Genomic DNA, 18120 nt, shown 5'->3' on the forward strand with positions numbered 1-18120 from the left:
TTCGCGCATCAGAGCCGTACACCCCGGAAGGCTGTTGACGTCCTCCTCGCCTGCCGGCGGGGATTCCAACTACGCGACCATTGGAGGCGCGAGTTGAGGTTCACGCTTCTCAGAGGCCAGTACCGCGGTCTCTCGGCGTGCGTTCACGGCCCGCCCGGCCGCGGCGATACCTGCAATGTTGACGGCCGCGTTCACGTCGGCGTTGGCCTCGTACCGGCAGGCGACGCATCGGAACACCGTTTGGCTCTCGCGGTTCTCCGATGCGACATGCCCACAGGCACTGCAGGTCTGCGACGTGTACGCAGGATTGACTTTCTCGACCCGGCCTGGCGCCTTCTGCTGCAGACGCTGAACGAGCAGGCCCCAGCCTTGGGCGAGGATGCCTCGGTTGAGGCCGGCTTTCTGCCGCACGTTGCGGCCTGGCGCTTCGCGGGTGCCTCGCGCCGACTTCGTCATGGTGCGGATCCGCAGGTCTTCGAGACCAATCAGATCGAACCGCCGCGCGAGGTCGGTGGACGTCTGCTCGACCCAGTTCTTGCGCCGGTCGGCCTCCCGCGCCCTGGAGCGCGCGATCGCGGCCCGGATCTTCCCGCGCCGGTTGCTACCCCACGCGGCTCTGGCGAGCTTACGTTGCAGACGCTTGACAAGCCGCTGCTCCCGTCCCGACAGGCCAGGACACGACAGCAGCTCCCCGGTCGACAAGGCCGCGGACACGGCAACTCCACGATCCACCCCCACCACGTCACCGGTTCCGGGTGCCTGGATGGGGCCGGGGATGACCGCGAACGCGATGTGCCACCGGCCGGCCCGGTCACGTGTGACGCGGTACGACTTCGCGTCCGGCAGCTTGCGGGACAGCCGGAACTTCAGCCAGCCGACCTTCGGCACCAGCACCCGGCCCCACCTCCGGTTCAGCGTCTCTACCCGCTGAGCCTGCGGCCCGACGATACGGAACCCCTCATGCACGCCTTCCCTGCGCCAGGTCGGGCGGCCGTGAGTTCCTGCGTAGAAGTTGCGCCACGCCTGGTCGAGGTCCCGCAGCGCCTGCTGCTGCACTGTCTGCGACCCGGCCTTCAACCACCGCTCCGCCGCGCGGGCCTCGGTCAGTTGCCCGGACTGCGCCACGTACGCAGGGGTTGCGGGGCGGCCGGGCCGCCACATCAATCGCTGCTCCAACCCCAGATTCCACACGTATCGCGCATGCCGGCAGTGCTCCAACAACCCAGACACCTGGGCAGGAGTCGGTGCGAGGCGGTAGCGAGACACACCACACACCAAAACAGACAACACCGACAGTTATCACTTGAAGGGAGGCAGTTGCGGTTCGCCCCCGCTCTGAAGGATGGGCTCTCCCCGCAACAAACCCGATGAAATCTTTGCGACGAACAGCGGCCATGGTGGCGGCTGCCGCCCTCGCTCTGACTGCCGCCGTGCCGGCGGGGGCCGACCCGGTCAAACCGCCCAAGCTGTCCGCCAGGGCGATCACCGCGACCTTGAACGACCAGATCCACACCCCCGGTACGGCGTGGATGACGCGGCCGGACGGGACCGTGCTGGTGTCGTACGACCCGACGGTCACGGGCACGAAGCTGAACAAGCTGACCGGCCTGACCAAGCAGCTCGGCGCGAACGTCAAGCTCGAGAAGCTGCCCGGCAAGCTGCAGAAGTACATCAGCGGCGGCATGGCGACGTACGGCGGCGAGTACAAGTGCAGCGTCGGCTTCAACGTGCAGCGGCGTGGTAAGTACTACTTCCTCACGGCCGGTCACTGCGGTGTCGACGCGGCCCGCTGGTACCAGGACCCGGCCCACAAGGTCTTCACCGGCGCGGTCCACCACGCCGCGTACCCGTACCACGACTACTCGCTGGTCGTGTACCGGACCGACATCCCGCTGAAGGTGCCGGGCGGCAGCGTGTACCTCTACAACGGACGCTCGCAGGACATCACCCGGGCAATGAACCCGGGCCTCAACCAGTTGGTGTACCGCTCGGGCGCCACCAGCGGCCTGCACAGCGGGCGGGTGACCGGCCTGAACTCGACTGTGAACTACGGCGACGGGCGCGTGGTGGGCCTGATCCGGACCAACGTTTGCGCCGAGCCCGGCGACTCGGGCGGGCCGCTGTTCTACCGGCAGTACGCCTTCGGTCTCACCTCGGGCGGCTCCGGCGACTGCACGTCGGGCGGCGTGACGTACTTCCAGCCGGTCGTTCAGGCGCTGAACGCGTACGGGGTCTACATCTACTGAGCGCAGGTTTCCCCTACTCTCCGAGATTGTCTGAATACTCAGGGAGATAGTGGGTAGGACTCGTCACGGTTGAGTCAAGGACGCCCCGCCCCGAAGGCGTCCTCATCGTGAGGAGGCATCAACCATGAACATGTCCCCCTTCCGCCGTACCCTCGCTGTCCTGGCCGCGGCCGGGCTTGCTGCCACCGGACTTCTGGCGACGCAGGCCTCGGCCGCACCGGTCAACCCGTCCAGCCTGTCGGCCGCCGCGATCACGTCCGCCCTGAGCGAGAACGCGACGATCCCCGGGACGGCGTGGCAGACCGACCCGAACGGCCGCATCATCGTGTCGTACGACGAGACCGTCACCGGCGCGAAGTTCTCGAAGCTGACCGGTGTGACCAAGCAGTTCGGCGACCGGATCAAGCTCGAGAAGATGTCCGGCAAGCTGACGAAGTACATCGCCGGCGGCGACGCCATCTACGGCGGGCAGTACCGCTGCTCGCTCGGCTTCAACGTCCGCAGCGGCAGCACGTACTACTTCCTGACCGCTGGTCACTGCGGCAACATCGCGTCCAGCTGGTACGCCAACTCCAGCAAGACCACCCTGCTCGGCACCACCTACGGGTCGAGCTTCCCGGGCAACGACTACGCGATCGTGAAGTACAGCACGTCGTACACGAACCACCCCGGGACGGTGGACCTCTACAACGGCTCGTCCCAGGACATCACGTCCGCCGGCAACGCCTCGGTGGGGCAGGCGGTCAAGCGCAGTGGTAGCACGACCGGTGTGCACAGCGGCTCGGTCACCGCGACCAACGCCACGGTGAACTACGCCGAAGGCACCGTCACCGGCCTGATCCGCACCACGGTGTGCGCGGAAGGCGGCGACTCCGGCGGCGCGCTGTTCGCCGGCTCGGTGGCCCTCGGCCTCACCTCCGGCGGCTCCGGCAACTGCTCCTCCGGCGGCACCACCTACTTCCAGCCCGTCACCGAAGTACTCTCCCGCTACGGCGTGAGCGTCTACTGATCCACACAGCTGCGCCCCGGACCATCCTGGTCCGGGGCGCAGTCGTGGTCAGCTCGCGCGGCGGCGGGAGATCTCGTAGAGGGTGACGCCGGCCGCGATGCCGGCGTTCAGCGACTCGGTGGCGGACGTCATCGGGATCGAGACGATCAGGTCGCAGTTCTCCCGGACCAGGCGGGCCAGGCCCTTGCCTTCGGAGCCGATGACGAGGACGAGCGGCTCGGTCGCGGCCTCGAAGGACGGGAGGTCGACGGCGCCGTTCATGTCCAGGCCGATGACCAGCAGGCCGGCTTCCTTGTAGGACTTGAGGGCCCGGTTCAGGTTGCCCGCGCGGGCGACCGGGATGCGGGCCGCGGCGCCTGCCGAGGTCTTCCAGGCCGAGGCCGACATCGACGCCGTCCGGCGCTCCGGTACGACGACGCCGTGCGCGCCGAACGCGGCCGCGGAGCGGGTGATCGCGCCGAGGTTGCGCGGGTCCGTGACGCCGTCGAGCGCCACGATCAGCGGCACCTCCTGCGCCTCGTACGCCCGGTCCAGCAGGTCGTCGGGATGCGCGTACTCGTACGGCGGGATCTGCAGCGCGACGCCCTGGTGGGCGCCGCCCGCGGTGACCCGGTCGAGCTCCGTGCGCGGCACCTCGAGCACCGACACACCGGTCTCGACCGCGACCAGCAGCGCCTCCCGCAGCCGGGCGTCCCGTTCGGTGCCTTCGGCAACGTGCAGCGCCGCGGCCGGTACGCCGGCCCGCAGCGCCTCGACCACCGGGTTCCGCCCGTACACCCACTCGACCGTGGAGTCGCCGTCCTTGCGCGACGGGCGCCGGGAACGCTGCTCCCGCTCCTTGGCCCGCTCGGCCGCCTTCGCCCGCTTGTGGGCCGGGTGCTTGACCCGGTCCACCGCCTTCGGCGTCGGACCCTTGCCCTCGAGTCCGCGGCGGACCCGGCCACCGGAACCGGCTGTCGGGTTGCCCCGCGGCTTCTTCCGGATGGCACCCTTGCGCTGGCTGCTGCCTGGCACGTCAGTTTCCTTCGTCGGTGGTAGTTGTCGCGAGAGACCAACGCGGTCCCTGCGGGGTGTCCTCGACGACGACGCCGAGCGCCTTCAACCGGTCGCGGACGTCGTCCGCGGCGGCGTAGTCCTTGCGTGCCCGGGCCGCCTGCCGCTGCTCGAGCAGAGCCTTCACCAGCCCGTCGACGACCTCGGTGAGCGCGTCGCTGCCGCCGGCACGCGACACCCACGGCTCGGCCAGCGGGTCCAGGCCGAGCACGCCGAGCATCCCGCGCACCGCCGCCAGCACCTCGCGCAGCGCCTCCGAGTCGCCGTCGGCGACCAGCTTGTTCCCGTCGCGAACGGTGTTGTGCAGCACGGCCATCGCCGCCGGCGTCCCCAGGTCGTCGTCCATCGCGGCCACGAAGTCGCCGGGCAGCTCGGCTGCGGGCTCGGCCCCGCCGGTCACCTCGGCGGCCCGGTGCACGAAGCCCTCGAGCCGCTGGAAGCTCTTCGCCGCCTCGTCGAGCGCCTCGAACGAGAACTCGACGACCGAGCGGTAGTGCGACTGGACCAGGTAGTACCGCAGCTCGATCGGGCGGACCCGCTCGACCACGTTCCGCACGATCGCGCTGTTGCCCATCGACTTCGACATCTTCTCGCCGGCCGTGGTGACGAGCGCGTTGTGCATCCAGAACCGGGCGAACTTCTGCCCGACCGCGGTCGACTGGGCCAACTCGTTCTCGTGGTGCGGGAACCGCAGATCCAGCCCGCCGCCGTGGATGTCGAACTCGTCGCCGAGGTACTTGCCGGCCATCGCCGAGCACTCCAGGTGCCACCCCGGGCGGCCGCGGCCCCACGGCGTCGGCCACGAGGCGGTCCGCGGCGTGCCCTCGACGTACCCCTTCCAGAGCGCGAAGTCGCGCGGGTCCCGCTTGCCGCGCGGGTCCGCGTCCTCGGCGGCCTCCATGTCGTCGATCCGCTGGTGCGACAGGGCGCCGTACTGCGGCCAGGAGCGGACGTCGAAGTAGACGTCACCCGATCCGTCGGGCGCGACGTACGCGTGCCCGCGGTCGATCAGCTGCTCGATCATCTCGAGCATCTCCGGGATGTGCCCGGTGGCGCGCGGCTCGTACGTCGGCGGGCGGCAGCCGAGCACGTCGTACGCCCAGTGCAGCTCGCGCTCGAACTCGTAGGCGTGCGCCCACCACGGGATGCCGCGCTCGGCGGACTTGGCGAGGATCTTGTCCTCGATGTCGGTCACGTTGGCGATCACGGTCACCTCGTAGCCGGACCGCTCCAGCCAGCGCCGCAGGACGTCGAAGACCACTTCCTTGTAGATGTGCCCGACATGCGGGGCACCCTGCACCGTCAGCCCACAGTGGTAGATCCCGACCTTGCCCGGGTGGACCGGCTCGAAATCTCGCACTGCTGCTGTTGCGGTGTCGTACAAGCGAAGTGTCACCGGTCAAGGGTAACGGGAGGTGACGCCGGTAAATAATCACCGAACAAACCGTCTCCAGGGTTGGTTGTTGCCGAATGCGGGTAAGACCATCGCCGAGCGCTCTGTCCGCCCCTCATCGCTCTGGAGGAAACCGTGAAGTCCGCCCTTTTCACGGGTGCCGCCGTCGCTCTTGGCCTGATCCTGGCCACGACCGGCTCCGCCCAAGCAAGCCCCACCCCACAGCCCACCGCTCAGGCCCGCCAGCACGGCATCAGCAAGGCCGGCGACGCCTACATGGGCTGGACGCAGAACACCACCACCAGCAGCAGTGCCGCCGCGCCCGCCGACATGGGCACCGCGGCCACCGTCGAAGGCATCGACGTGTCCAGTCACCAGGGCAACGTCGACTGGGCCTACTGGTGGGGTCAAGGCAAGCGGTTCGCGTACGTGAAGGCGACCGAAGGTACGTCGTACAAGAACCCGTACTTCGCCCAGCAGTACAACGGGTCCTACAACGTCGGCATGATCCGCGGCGCGTACCACTTCGCCCTGCCGAACAGCTCCAGCGGCGCGACGCAGGCCAGCTACTTCGCCAGCAGCGGCGGCGGCTGGTCCCGTGACGGCAAGACGCTGCCGGGTGCGCTCGACATCGAGTACAACCCGTACGGCGCGACCTGCTACGGGCTGAGCGCGTCGGCGATGGTCAGCTGGATCCGCGACTTCCTCAACACCTACAAGTCCCGTACCGGACGCGACGCGGTGATCTACACCAACTACGACTGGTGGAGCCGGTGCACCGGTAACACCACCGCGTTCAACTCGACGAACCCGCTGTGGGTGGCGCGCTACTCCTCCACGGTGGGGACGCTCCCGGGCAGTTGGCCGTTCTACACGTTCTGGCAGTTCACCTCGTCGCCGATCGACCAGAGCCACTTCAACGGCGCGTACGACCGGCTGCAGGCACTCGCCAACGGCTAAACGGGTTGCGGTGGTCGCATAGTCTCGATCGGTGAGCTACTCGCTGCCGATCGAGACTGACCGCCTGACCCTTCGACGCTACGTCGAGAACGACTACGACGACCTGCTGAAGCTGCAGTCCAACCCCGACGTCACCCGTTATCTGCTGTACGACGTACGGACGCCGGAGCAGGTCAAGGAGGCCCTCACGGGCCGGTTGGCCGATGTCCCGATGACGGATCTTTCTCTTTGGCGCGACGGTCAAGCGCTCACCGTCGCGGTCGTCCTGCGGGACACCGGCCGGCACCTGGGTGAGGTCACGCTGTTCATGAACAACGTCGAGCAGCGCACCGGCGAGATCGGGTACGTCTTCCACTCGGAGTCGCACGGCCACGGGTACGCCGCGGAGGCGTCGGCCGAGCTGCTGCGGCTCGGCTTCGAGGAGCTCGGCCTGCACCGGATCATCGCCCGCCTGGACGCGCGCAACACCGGGTCGGTCAAGCTGCTCGAGCGGCTCGGCCTGCGACGGGAGGCGCATTTCGTGCAGAACGAGTACCTCAAGGGCGAGTGGACCGACGAGCTGGTGTTCGCGATGCTCTACAGCGAGTGGGACAAGCGTTCGTAAGTTTTTGCCCCCGGCGCGCCGTCTTGATGACAGCAACTGCCGCCGCAGCTACCGTCGGAACATGACTTCCGCCCGTTCCGTCACCGCCCTGATGCTCGGGGTGGTCGTGCTCAGCGCCGGCACCTTGCCGAGCGAAGCCGTCAAGGTCGCACCGGCCCGGCAGGTCGCCTATCGGACCTGGACCTCGAGCGCCGACTTCCAGTCCGGCCAGCAGTTCGGCACCACGGTCGCCGACGGGGCCCTCGCCTTCGGTACGTCGACCGGCACCACGTCGTACGTCGACCCGTTCGGCGACGGCACCGCCAAGTCCTACGACCGGACCAGCTGGGTCTCGCCGCAGGTCAGCACCGGCTTCGGGCTGACCGAGCTGGTCGCCTCCTGGAACGCGACCACGCCGCCCGGGACCTGGGTCGAGGTCTCGTTGGCAGGTACGACGAATCTCGGCACCACCACGAAGTGGTACGTGCTCGGCCGCTGGTCCGGCGGCGACGACACCGCGGCCGGCGACATCCACCGGACGTCCGTGCCGAGCCAGGGCGACGCCGACGGTTCCGTTGCCGTCGACACCTTCCAGGCCGCGACCGGCAAGTGGCTGGACCGCTGGCAGCTGAAGGTCACCCTGTACCGGCTGAGCGGTACGACGCAGTCCCCGGTGGTCCGCTCCGTCGGGGCGATGGCATCCCGGCTGCCGTCGGACAAGAAAGTTGCCGTCAGCCCCCTCGGCGGCGCGGAGGGCATCGTTCTCGACGTACCGACGTACTCGCAGGAGACGCACATCGGCCACTACCCGCAGTGGGACGGCGGTGGCGAGGCCTGGTGCTCGGCGACCTCGACGGCAATGGTCCTCGACTACTGGGGCGCCGGTCCGACCGCGGCCGAAACGGCATGGGTCGATCCAACCGATCCCGATCCACAGGTGGACCACTCGGCGCGGTCCGTCTTCGACTACGCGTACGACGGTGCGGGCAACTGGCCGTTCAACACGGCGTACGCCGGCTCGCGCGGCGTGGACGCCTTCGTCACCCGGCTGCGTTCGCTGACCGAGGCAGAGCAGTTCATCAAGGCGGGGATCCCGCTGATCGCGTCACTGTCGTTCAAGAAGGGCGACCTGCCCGGCGCGGGCTACGGGACCAACGGGCACCTGATGGTCATCGTCGGCTTCGACCAGGCCGGCAACGTGGTCGTCAACGACCCGGCGTCGCATCTGATCGCCAGCAACGACCAGGTGCGGACGACGTACGACCGCGAGGCGTTCGAGAACGCCTGGGTGCCGCACTCGGGCGGACTGGTCTACGTGCTCCACCCCGAGGGCACACCGTTGCCCGCGCCAACAGATCCGCAGCACAACTGGTAAGGCCACCAGAAACGACAGTGCCCGCCACGCCGGGGCGGCGTGGCGGGCACTGTTCATGAAGACCTCAGCGGGCGAAGAGTGCGCCCGTCAGGTTCGTGGTGAGGTTGCGCAGCGAGTCCGGCAGGTAGTGCAGGTGCCAGCCGCTCGGACCGCGGTACCAGGTGAAGCCCTCGTCCGCCTCGTCCGGCGTGGTGTCGGTCGCGACGAGTGCGTCGATCCAGCGCTCCGAGCCGCCGAGCACGACGGCGTACGGCAGGGCGCGTGAGCAGAGCTCTGCGTGCTGGTCGGTCGGCAGCTCGCTGACGTCCATCTCCAGCAGCTCGCCGCGGATCGCCGCGACCTGGCCGAGGACGCGACCGGCGGCCGGGGCCTTGGCCGGCATGTAGCGGCCGACCACGAGCAGGCCGACACCGACCAGCGTGATGGCCAGTCCGAGCAGGCCCCAGGTCGTCAGCAGGGCCAGCAGGACGGTGGCGACGACACCGACGACCGTCGTCGCGATACCGATCGTTGCCCACAGCGACCGAGTGCGGTCCGGGCGCTCGGTGAACCAGCCGCGCTTGACCACACCGTCGTACAGGGCGTCCTGGACCTGCGCCAGGTTCGCGCGGACCTGCTTGCCCAGTTCCGAGACCAGCACGGAGTCGGCGTCGCCGAAGATCGCGCGGATCAGGACGTTCTCGTACCGCTGCAGCTCCTCGGCGGGCGCGCTCGAGACTCGGCGCAGCTCCCAGTCCGGCCGCGCGAACTCGGTGCTGTGCTCGAGCTCGGTGATCGTCAGGTGACCGCGGACGGCCAGGTCGATGATCGTCGCGGTCACGTCGACCGGGTCGATCCGCTCGTCGATCAGCGTGCCGACCTCACCGGGGCGCAGGTCGGACGGCGGCGTGAAGTCGATCCGCGCGTCGGTGCCGAGGCTGAACAGCGACGCCGGGACGACGCGCCGCGGGTCGACCTGGTCCCGGCCGCGCAGCCGGTACAGCGCGAACAGCGCGATCGCGCCGAGCAGCAGCACCGCCAGCGCGGTGATCAGCTGGGCTGTGTCGGTGGAGAAGGCGCGCTTGAAGGTGTGCCGGTACTCGATGATCGAGTTGTCGGCGATCTGGCCCTTCGGGAAGCCGACGGCCATCCGGACCGTGTTGCCCGGCGGCAGCGCGGTCTGCTGGAAGGTCGGGCCGGAGGTCTCGCCGATCTGCGCCAGCGAGCACGGGATATTGCTGTCGATCGGGCCCGCGAAGCAGGAGACGTGCGAGACCTCGGGGACGCTGAAGACCACGTTCGCGGTCTGGATCGGGAGGCTGATCCCGGTCAGCGGCGCGAACCGCACCTCGGTGCCGTCCAGGGTCTTCGCCACCGCGCCCTTCACGGTGTACGTGAAGTCGAGCTGCGTCGTACCGCTGCTGACGTCCGGGACGGCGATCGACGTGACGTCACCCTCGGTCTTCAGCTCGGCCTTCTTGTCCTGGCCGCCGGCCTTGACCGTCAGGTCGCCGATCTCCTGGACGTGGTCGATGTCGTCGGGCAGGTGGTCCCGCGTGACGATGAACCGGGTGAAGGTCCCGTTCACATTGCTGAGCTTCCAGGTCTCGGAGACCCGGAGCAGGCCGTCGCGCTCGACCCGGACCTGGCTGTCGTAGTTGGTCACCACCGGATCGGCGGCGGCGCTGGTTGCGTCCGCGGCTGCGGCGCTGCTCGCACCGGCTGGGACAGTGGACAGGCCGAGCAGGCCGAGGGCACACAGGGATACCCCGAGGAGACGTAGACGCATCGCCCAATCACACCGTAGAGAGAGGGTCAGGTTGACACCGGGCACGATAGCGTCTGGGGAGTGTCAGGCAACCAATGGGGACCGGGACCCGGCCAATTCGGCCCGCCGCCGCAGCAGGGCTACCAGGGTGGTCCTCCGCCGCAGTACTCCGTGCCCCCGCAGTACTACGCGCCTCCGCCGCCGCCCGGCCCGCAGTACGGATGGGGACCGTTGCCGCCGCCGCCCCGGAAGAAGTCCGGGGGTGCGGCGCTGCTCGCCGTCGCACTCCTCGCGGTGGTCGCGGCCGGCGGCGTGTTCTTGGTTGTGAAACTCACACAGGGCGGCGACGGACCGGCCGCGACCGCGCCGGTCGCCACGGAGTCCGCAACGCCTGAGCCGGAAACAACATCTGTCCCGGCCACCACCGTGCCGTCGAAGACCGTCGCACCGCCGCCTCGGGCAACGACCACCACGACGACGAAGGTCACCCCGCCGAAGCCGGTGCAGACCGTCAGCCCGGCGACGTTCAACGCGACGCACCGGCTGTACAAGACCGGTGCGATGCCGACGGTGAACTGCAAGCAGGCCCGGACCGGGCTCGGCAACGGCTCACAGTCGTTGGCCTACTTCAAAGCGATCAAGACTTGCCTCGACCGTGCGTGGCCCAAGCAGGTCGCCGCCTCCGGCGGCCGCTACCGGTCACCCGGACTGATCGTCTGGGGCGGCTCTGTTACTACACCGTGCGGCAGTGGCGTCGGCCGTTCGTTCTACTGCCCGACGACGCACACCATTTATATGGAGTCGCCGTCGATCGTCACGTTCTACAAACAGAACCAGACGTTCGGCCGGATGGTCGGCACCTTCACCATGGCGCACGAGTACGCGCATGCGGTGCAGTGGATGACAGGGCTCGGCGTGGCCTACGAGAAGCTCCGGTACGACGCGTCCGCCGCCGGAGCGTTGCAGCTGAGCCGACGGCTCGAACTGCAGGCCTCCTGTCTCGGCAACGTGTTCCTGGGCGCCAACCGCGGCAGCTACGGGATCACCGGGTACGCGTACCAGATGTGGCTGTACGACGTGAACAACAGCGGCGACCGGCCGCCGTACCCGCGGGACCACGGCAGCACGACCAACCACGGAGCCTGGAGCCGAGCAGCGTTCCAGAGCCGTAACCCGGCCAGCTGCAACACCTGGTCCGCGTCGCCTGCCCGAGTAAGTTGAGCCCTGGCTCCGGTAGCGTCCCGGGTGTGTCAGGCAACCAATGGGGCCCACCGCCCGGGCAGCAGTACCCGCCGCAGCAGCCGCCTCAGCCCTGGCAGCAAGGGCCGGGGTACGGCGGTACACCGCCTCCTGGTCGACCGCCTGGCCCACCACAAGGACCACCCCAGGGCCCGCCGTACCAGGGGCCGCCGCAAGGGCCGCCCTACCAGGGGCCGCCGTTTCCCGGGCAGCCGTTCCACGGACAGTCGTACCAGGGGCAGCCGCTCCCGGGTCCCGGGCAGCCGCAGTTCGGCTGGGGCGCACCGCCTGGCGGACCGAAGCCGCCGAAGAAGGGACGCGGCGGGCTGATCGCCGTGTTCGTGCTGCTCGGTGTGCTCGTGGTCGGTGTGATCGGGCTCAGGATCGTGTCGACGGTGCTCAAGCACAACGGCGACCCGTCGTACGCGGAACCGACCACCACGACGTCGTACAGCCCGACGAACAAGCCGACGCAGAAGCCGTCCGCCAGCCCGACCAGCGCCGAGCCGACCACCACCCGGCCGACCACGCAGGCGCCGCGGCCGACCACGTCCCGGTCGACCACGACCGCGACCAGCAAGCCGACGACCAACCCGGGTCCGACCGACAGCGACCTGGTGCTGCGGAACAGGCTGTACAAGGCCGGCGCGATGGCCTCGGTGGGTTGCAGGGAGTCCAGGGCACGGCAGAGCACGGTCGCCGGAGCGCGGGCCAACTACAAGAACCTGGTGGGCTGTCTGAACAAGGCATGGGCGCCGCTGGTGACCAAGGCCGGCGGGCGGTTCCGGGCGCCGGCCGTGCAGATCTTCAGCGGTACGATCACGACGCCGTGCGGGACCCACAGCGACTCCGGGCCGCCGTTCTTCTGCGGCACCACCGACACCATCTACATGAACCTCACCGAGGACATCGGCAACTACAACCGCTACCCGCAGAGCTACCAGAAGGTGTGGGCGCGGATGTGGATGCTGCACCAGTTCGCCCACGAGTACGGGCACCACGTCCAGAACAACATGGGGATCCTGCAGGCGTACTCGCGGATCCGGTACGAGCGGCCGACGTACGCGATGGAACTGCAGGACAGCCGGCGGCTCGAACTCCAGGCGTCCTGCTTCTCCGACATCTTCATCGGCGCGAACCGGCGCAGCTACCCGATCACCGGGCAGTCGCTGTTCCAGTGGCGCTGGCTGATCGGGCACGTGACCGACGACGCGAACGACCACGGCGACGCGAACAACCACCAATACTGGGCGACCCGCGGGTGGAACGCCCGCAACCCGAGCGCCTGCAACACCTTCGTCGCACCTGCCGCCAAGGTGCAGTGAGGGGCTGGAGCGGTCCAGTTCGGGGCGACCGGCCGAGATAGCTAGCCTGGTGGATCCGGATCGCGCAAAGTATGTCCGGGGGGAGGCGGCTTCGGCGCCCCACCAACGAGCTGTCGGAAGCAAGGTCGTGAGGAGCATCGATGTCGGACAACAGGAACCAGCCCCCGGGGAGCGACCCGGCTGACGATCAGCCGGACCGCCCGCAGGAGCCCGTTCCCGGTCAGGACCAAGGTCGTGGGTGGTTCGGCTCCCGGGACAACGAGGGCGGACCTCGTGGGGACGTTCCCGGTGAGCAGGGCCGTGGGGAAGGTCAGCCGGCCACCTGGTGGACCGGCGACACCGACGCCAAGCGGGAGTTCGGCAATCCGGGCCAGTCCGAACAACCCGCCAACAACTGGTTCGACGGCGGCTGGGACCCCACCCGCCGAGAACACCCCGACCAGCCCGCCCCAGGCCAGTCCGCCTCTCCGCAGCCCGGTTCCCCATGGGCCGGCCCATCCCAACCCGGCCCGGCGCACGGCGGCCCGAGGCAAGGCGGACCGGGCCAGTCCGGCTCAGGTCAATCGGGTCCGGGTCAGCCCGGCCCTTCGTCGGGCAGCCAGCCGCAGTCCGGCCCGGGGCAGTCGGGCCCGGCGTGGGGTGGTCCGTCTCAAAGCGGTCCCGGGCAGGCCGGTTCGGCGCCGGGCGGCGCCGGTGGGTCGGGGTCTGGGCGGCCGGGGGCATCGCAGCCTGGTGCTGGGCAGTCCGGTTCTTGGCAGTCCGGGTCGATCCCGTCGGGCCCTCCCGCAACCAGCCCGTGGCAGTCGAGCCCGCAGCAGTCGGCTCCCCAGTCCGGTCCCTCGCAATCCGGTCTCTCCCAGCCGAACCAGGGCCGGCCCGGCCAGCCCGAACCGAACCAGGCCTCGCAGGCCGCGGGAGCTTCCTGGGGAACCCAGTCGTGGACGCTGCAGACCGGCAGCACCCAAGGCGACTCGCAGACCAACTCGCCGCAGTCCGGCGGGCCGGGTGGGGCGGGGTGGTCGGCTACGGGGCAGTCGGAGTCGAGTGCTTGGCAGGCTTCGCCTTCGCAGCAGCCTGCTCGGCCGCAGCAAAGCGGGCCGCACTCGGAGGGCTCCTATCTCTGGGGCCCGCAAGGTGGACAGAGCCAGCAGCCGGCCTCCCCGTGGAGCAACGCCCTCCCACCGCAGCAGCAGTCCGGCCCCCGCCACGCCGCCCCGCAGGGAGGCAACCAGCTCGGTCCGATGGGCCAGCCGGTCCAGCAGTCCCCGAACTGGCAGTACCCGCCGATCCCGATCCCGCAGCCGCCGGGCGGCCGGCGGCGGCGTAAGAAGAAGATGTCCCGCCTGCTGCTGATCGGCCTGGTCGTACTCGCGGTCCTGGTCGTCGGCGGCGGCGTCACGCTCCTCGTCCGCGGCCTCAGCGGCGGCGAACCCGAGGCGAAGCAGACTCCGACGACGGCCCCGTCGTCGGAGACCCCGTCCCAGACGCCCTCGGAGAGCCCGTCCCCGTCGACGCCGCGCGGCCCGACGGTCGACGAGGTCGTCAAGGGCAGCCGGCTGTACTCGATCGGCCCGGTCGCCGCGTCGAAGTGCGCGGAGCCGCCGTTCGCACCGGTCACCGTCGCGGCGGCACAGCAGTACTACAACCGTCTGCTGCCCTGCCTGAACCGCACCTGGTGGCTCGCGATGAAGAAGGCGAACCTCCCGTTCCGCAACCCGAAGGCTGTCGTGTACGTCGGCAAGGTCCCCTCGCCGTGCGGCATCCAGCGCAGTGCACGGGCGGCGTACTGCACCGCGAACGAGACCATCTACCTGCCGTTCAGCCGCGACAACGCGTACTACAAGAGCAACCCGGCCTACACCCGGGCGATCATGCTGAACAACTTCGTCCACGAGTACGGCCATCACGTCCAGAAGCTGAGCGGGATCCTCGCCGCGTCGATGTCGCGGCAGCAGAGCATGACGCCGAACCAGAAGCTGACCGAGAGCCGCCGGCGCGAGCTGCAGGCGACCTGTCTCGGCGCGGTCTACCTCGGCGCGAACGCGGCGTACGTCCCGATGAACGGCGTGCTGCTGAACAACTGGAAGTTCCTGATCTCGCACTCGGGTGACGACTACGCCCGGCCGCGGGTGCACGACCACGGCAACCGGGTCAGCAACTACCAGTGGTCGCTCGCCGGCTACAACACCAAGAAGCCGGACTCCTGCAACACCTTCACCGCGGCCGACGTCCGGGTGAACTAGACCGCGGTACGGCGACCGCCGCCCGTCAGCCGAACAGCCGGCGGGCGGTGGTCAGCGAGCCGCCGAACGACGTCACGAAGTTGCTGAGCGATTCCCCGATGTCGGACAGGTGCCAGTTCTCCGGACCGGAGTACCAGCCGATGCCCGCGTCGGGGTCGTCGTCGTCATCGGTCGCGGCGATCTCCAGCGCCCACTTCTCGGTCAGCCCGAGGACCGCGGCGTACGGCAGGCAGCGGGACGCGAACTCGAGCCGGTGGCTGTCCGGGAGGTCGGCCGACGACTCGTTGGCCAGGTAGTGCTGCAGACCGGCCACCCGGCCCAGTACGGCGGCACCGCGCGCGGTGCGGGCCGGTGCGGCCTGTCCGACGAGCGCGAGCACCAAACCGGCCGCCATGACCGCAAGGCCGACCAACGCGAACTTGCTGACGATCGCGAGCACGATCGTCAGCACGACGCCCGCACCGAGCAGCACCATGCCGGCGGTGGTCCACCGGTTCCGGACCGCGTCCGGACGGTTGTTGAACCAGCCCTGCGTGACAACATCGGCGTACAGCTGCTCGCGGACCAGGTTGAGGCGCGGCCGCAGCGACGGGCCGAGTGTGGAGACGAGGACCGTGTCGCCGTCGGCGAACACCGCGTCCAGCAGGGCCTTCTCGTACGCCAGCAGCTCGGGGCCGCCCGGGTGCAGTCGCTGCAGCTCCCAGTCCAGCTTGCCGAAGTGCGACTCGCGCGGCTGCTCGACGATGGTCAGGTAGTTGCGCACAGCAAGGTCCAGCAGGGTCGCGGTGATGTCGACGACGTCGGCCGTCTCGTCCACCACGGTGCCGACCTGGCCCGGCCGGATGCCGTCCGGCGCGGCGAACTGCGGGCCGTTGGCGCCGTCGAGCACCGGACGCTCCGGCGCGCCGTCACCGACCTTCGCGGCGTCCCGGCCGCGGAAGAACCACAGGCCGACCGCACCGAGGAGCCCGAGCCCGAACACCAGCACCGCCAGGCCGCCGGTGGTCGTGTCCACGGTGAACGCCCGCCCGAGCGACCAGCGGGTGGAGTACTGCGCGTTGGGCTGCACGCTCGCCTGGTCGCTCAGCCCGGTCAGGAACGTCACCCGGCCACCGGCGGGTACGCCGTTCTGCTCGATCTCCAGCGCGGCCGACTCGCCCAGCTGCGACGACGTACACGGCATGCTCGATCCGGCGCGGCCGGCGAAACAGGTCACCCAGGTCGCGAACGGGACGCCGACGCTCAGCTCGGCCTTCGGGATCGAGGTACCGAAGCCCTGCACGATCGGCCAGCTCACCTGGCGGCCGTCGATCGAGTCGGCGACCACGTTGCCGACGGTGTAGCTGTAGACGATCTTCGACTCGCCGGACACGTTCAGCGTCAGCTTGCGGCCGTCGTCGGTGCTCTCGTTCTGGAAGCCCTGGGCGGGCTGCCCGTTCACGGTCGCGGAGACGTCCTTCAGCTCGTACGTCCGGTCGCGCTCGGCGTCGGACCGGACCCGGTCGGCCAATGTGCGGCTGAACGTCGTACCGCCGGCGGTCAGGTCGACGGTCTCCTTGACCTGCAGCTCACCGTCCTTGGTCAGCGTCGCCTCCGCGGAGTACGCCGTGATCTGGTCGTCGGCCAGGATCCCGGCCTGGGCAGGCAGCATGCCGAGGGCAACGACCAGTGGGGCGGTCAGAGGCATCAGCAGGGCAGCCGTGAGGAGGCGGCGCTTCGGTGACATGGGTCGAGAGTAGTCTCGTGCCGGTTCGCGCAGCGAACTCGACCGACCGACCACATGGAGGCCAGAGCGTGAGCAGCCCGTACGGCTACGGCGGACCGCCGCAGGGCGCACCGCAAGGCAGGCCGGTCGGCCCGCCGCCCGGTGTCCTGCCCCCACCGCAGTCCGCACCGTGGCCGCCGCAGCAGGGCCAGTACGCACCTGGGCCGATGCAGGGCTCTCCGCAAGGTATGCCGTACCCGGGCCAGCAGTATCCGCCCCAGTGGCAGCCGTACTACGGGGGCCCGGGTCAGTTCAACGGGTTCCAGCCGCCGCGGAAGCGGGGCGGACCGCTGCGCCTGGTTCTGCTCGGCTTCGTGCTCCTCACCTTCATCGGCGTGTCCGTGGCGGTGCTGGCCGCACTGCTGGGCTCCAGCGGCCCCGACACGACGGCGGAGCCCACGGTGAGCGGCGGCCCGTCGATCGTGCCGACGCCCACGACGACCCCGGAGAAGGGCACCGCCGAGGACTTCCTGCTGAACGCCGACGTCTACCGCACCGGTCCGCTGCCGGAGCAGAACTGCCCCGCGGCCAACCTTGGCAGCGCCAGCCTGGCGGCGCAGAAGGTCTACTACCAGCGCCTTTTCAAGTGCCTGAACGACGCGTGGCGCCCGGCCTTCCACGAACTCGGGCAGGACAAGCCGGACCCGGGCCTGGTCGTCTTCGACCAGCCGGTGACGACCGCATGCGGTAACTTCCAGCCGCTGTCCGGGCGGGTGCTGGCGTTCTACTGCTACGGCAACCAGGTGATGTACGTCGACGTGAAGCAGATGAACAAGGCGTTCGGGCCGCAGCAGGACCTGGCCTATCTGATGACGATCGCGCACGAGTACGGTCACCACGTCCAAGGCGTCACCGGGCTGTTCTACGCCCGCATGGCCTATCTGCAGGACCACCCGGACGAGAAGCTGGAGAGCTCGCGGCGCAACGAGTTGCAGGCGTCGTGCTTCGGCGGCGTGTTCAGCAAGGCGGTCGCGAAGTCGTACCCGCTGACGGACCGGCTGGACGAGTTCAAGGAGCAGTCCAGCAACAGCTTCGGCGAGTCCCCGAGCACACCCGAGGACGAGCGGACGCACGGTCTGGCGACCAGCCAGGGCTTCTGGATCCAGAACGGTTTCAACATCGGCGAGAACAAGGCGTGTGACACGTTCGCGGTACCGGCGGACCTGGTGAAGTGACCGATCC

General features: G+C 69.4%; 14 protein-coding genes. 9 read left to right on the plus strand and 5 right to left on the minus strand.

From position 1 onward, the window contains the following. Positions 1 to 69: 69 nt before the first annotated feature. Positions 70 to 1290, minus strand: a complete 1221-nt coding sequence (locus tag AB0I12_RS25730; RefSeq protein WP_359934178.1) for a transposase — start codon at positions 1288 to 1290, stop codon at positions 70 to 72. Positions 1291 to 1394: 104 nt separating this feature from the next. On the opposite strand from AB0I12_RS25730, the gene AB0I12_RS25735 reads away from it, so the two are divergent. Together AB0I12_RS25735 and AB0I12_RS25740 are read left to right on the plus strand one after the other, a co-directional pair. Beyond that, a complete protein-coding gene (locus AB0I12_RS25735) occupies positions 1395 to 2246 on the plus strand; it encodes a S1 family peptidase (protein ID WP_359934180.1) in 852 nt (283 codons plus the stop codon). A gap of 124 nt (positions 2247 to 2370) precedes the next feature. After that, positions 2371 to 3255 carry a S1 family peptidase gene (locus AB0I12_RS25740; protein WP_359934182.1) on the plus strand — a complete coding sequence of 295 codons (885 nt, stop codon included), beginning with the start codon at positions 2371 to 2373 and terminating at the stop codon, positions 3253 to 3255. A gap of 48 nt (positions 3256 to 3303) precedes the next feature. On the opposite strand, the gene rlmB is transcribed toward AB0I12_RS25740, so the two are convergent. Next, complete coding sequence (rlmB, locus tag AB0I12_RS25745) at positions 3304 to 4269, minus strand: 23S rRNA (guanosine(2251)-2'-O)-methyltransferase RlmB (RefSeq protein ID WP_359934184.1); 966 nt, start codon at positions 4267 to 4269, stop codon at positions 3304 to 3306. A 1-nt stretch (position 4270) separates the two neighbouring features. After that, entirely contained in the window at positions 4271 to 5704 is a 1434-nt protein-coding gene (gene cysS / locus AB0I12_RS25750; protein ID WP_359934186.1) for a cysteine--tRNA ligase, read from the minus strand. A 132-nt stretch (positions 5705 to 5836) separates the two neighbouring features. Here cysS and AB0I12_RS25755 point away from each other — a divergent pair, with 132 nt between their 5' ends. From AB0I12_RS25755 to AB0I12_RS25765, 3 genes are all read left to right on the plus strand, one after another. Then, complete coding sequence (locus tag AB0I12_RS25755; protein WP_359934188.1) at positions 5837 to 6661, plus strand: lysozyme; 825 nt, start codon at positions 5837 to 5839, stop codon at positions 6659 to 6661. A gap of 31 nt (positions 6662 to 6692) precedes the next feature. Beyond that, complete coding sequence (locus AB0I12_RS25760) at positions 6693 to 7265, plus strand: GNAT family N-acetyltransferase (protein ID WP_359934190.1); 573 nt, start codon at positions 6693 to 6695, stop codon at positions 7263 to 7265. A 61-nt stretch (positions 7266 to 7326) separates the two neighbouring features. Then, positions 7327 to 8619, plus strand: a complete 1293-nt coding sequence (locus AB0I12_RS25765; protein WP_359934192.1) for a peptidase C39 family protein — start codon at positions 7327 to 7329, stop codon at positions 8617 to 8619. Positions 8620 to 8683: 64 nt separating this feature from the next. Here AB0I12_RS25765 and AB0I12_RS25770 read toward each other — a convergent pair whose 3' ends face one another. Next, positions 8684 to 10387 carry a DUF2207 domain-containing protein gene (locus AB0I12_RS25770; protein WP_359934194.1) on the minus strand — a complete coding sequence of 568 codons (1704 nt, stop codon included), beginning with the start codon at positions 10385 to 10387 and terminating at the stop codon, positions 8684 to 8686. A 60-nt stretch (positions 10388 to 10447) separates the two neighbouring features. Here AB0I12_RS25770 and AB0I12_RS25775 point away from each other — a divergent pair, with 60 nt between their 5' ends. The 3 genes from AB0I12_RS25775 (at position 10448) to AB0I12_RS25785 (ending at position 15173) form a co-directional block, all read left to right on the plus strand. Continuing rightward, entirely contained in the window at positions 10448 to 11587 is a 1140-nt protein-coding gene (locus tag AB0I12_RS25775; RefSeq protein ID WP_359934196.1) for a neutral zinc metallopeptidase, read from the plus strand. Between the two features lie 26 nt (positions 11588 to 11613). Then, complete coding sequence (locus AB0I12_RS25780) at positions 11614 to 12930, plus strand: neutral zinc metallopeptidase (RefSeq protein ID WP_359934198.1); 1317 nt, start codon at positions 11614 to 11616, stop codon at positions 12928 to 12930. A 1241-nt stretch (positions 12931 to 14171) separates the two neighbouring features. Beyond that, entirely contained in the window at positions 14172 to 15173 is a 1002-nt protein-coding gene (locus AB0I12_RS25785; protein WP_359934200.1) for a neutral zinc metallopeptidase, read from the plus strand. 25 nt (positions 15174 to 15198) lie between these two features. On the opposite strand, the gene AB0I12_RS25790 is transcribed toward AB0I12_RS25785, so the two are convergent. Continuing rightward, positions 15199 to 16899: a DUF2207 domain-containing protein gene (locus AB0I12_RS25790; RefSeq protein ID WP_359934202.1), complete on the minus strand. Its 1701-nt coding sequence runs from the start codon at positions 16897 to 16899 to the stop codon at positions 15199 to 15201. A 68-nt stretch (positions 16900 to 16967) separates the two neighbouring features. On the opposite strand from AB0I12_RS25790, the gene AB0I12_RS25795 reads away from it, so the two are divergent. After that, positions 16968 to 18113, plus strand: coding sequence for a neutral zinc metallopeptidase (locus tag AB0I12_RS25795; RefSeq protein WP_359934204.1), 1146 nt, complete (start codon positions 16968 to 16970; stop codon positions 18111 to 18113). Positions 18114 to 18120: the final 7 nt, after the last annotated feature.

Origin of the sequence: Kribbella sp. NPDC050459, assembly GCF_040655315.1 — a bacterium.
Classification (GTDB): domain Bacteria; phylum Actinomycetota; class Actinomycetes; order Propionibacteriales; family Kribbellaceae; genus Kribbella.

Coding starts and splice junctions, on each gene's coding strand:
- AB0I12_RS25735 (WP_359934180.1), top strand. CDS start 1,395: ATGGTGGCGGCTGCCGCCCTCGCTCTGACTGCCGCCGTGCCGGCGGGG.
- AB0I12_RS25740 (WP_359934182.1), top strand. CDS start 2,371: ATGAACATGTCCCCCTTCCGCCGTACCCTCGCTGTCCTGGCCGCGGCC.
- AB0I12_RS25790 (WP_359934202.1), bottom strand. CDS start 16,899: ATGTCACCGAAGCGCCGCCTCCTCACGGCTGCCCTGCTGATGCCTCTG.
- AB0I12_RS25770 (WP_359934194.1), bottom strand. CDS start 10,387: ATGCGTCTACGTCTCCTCGGGGTATCCCTGTGTGCCCTCGGCCTGCTC.
- AB0I12_RS25765 (WP_359934192.1), top strand. CDS start 7,327: ATGACTTCCGCCCGTTCCGTCACCGCCCTGATGCTCGGGGTGGTCGTG.
- AB0I12_RS25785 (WP_359934200.1), top strand. CDS start 14,172: ATGGGCCAGCCGGTCCAGCAGTCCCCGAACTGGCAGTACCCGCCGATC.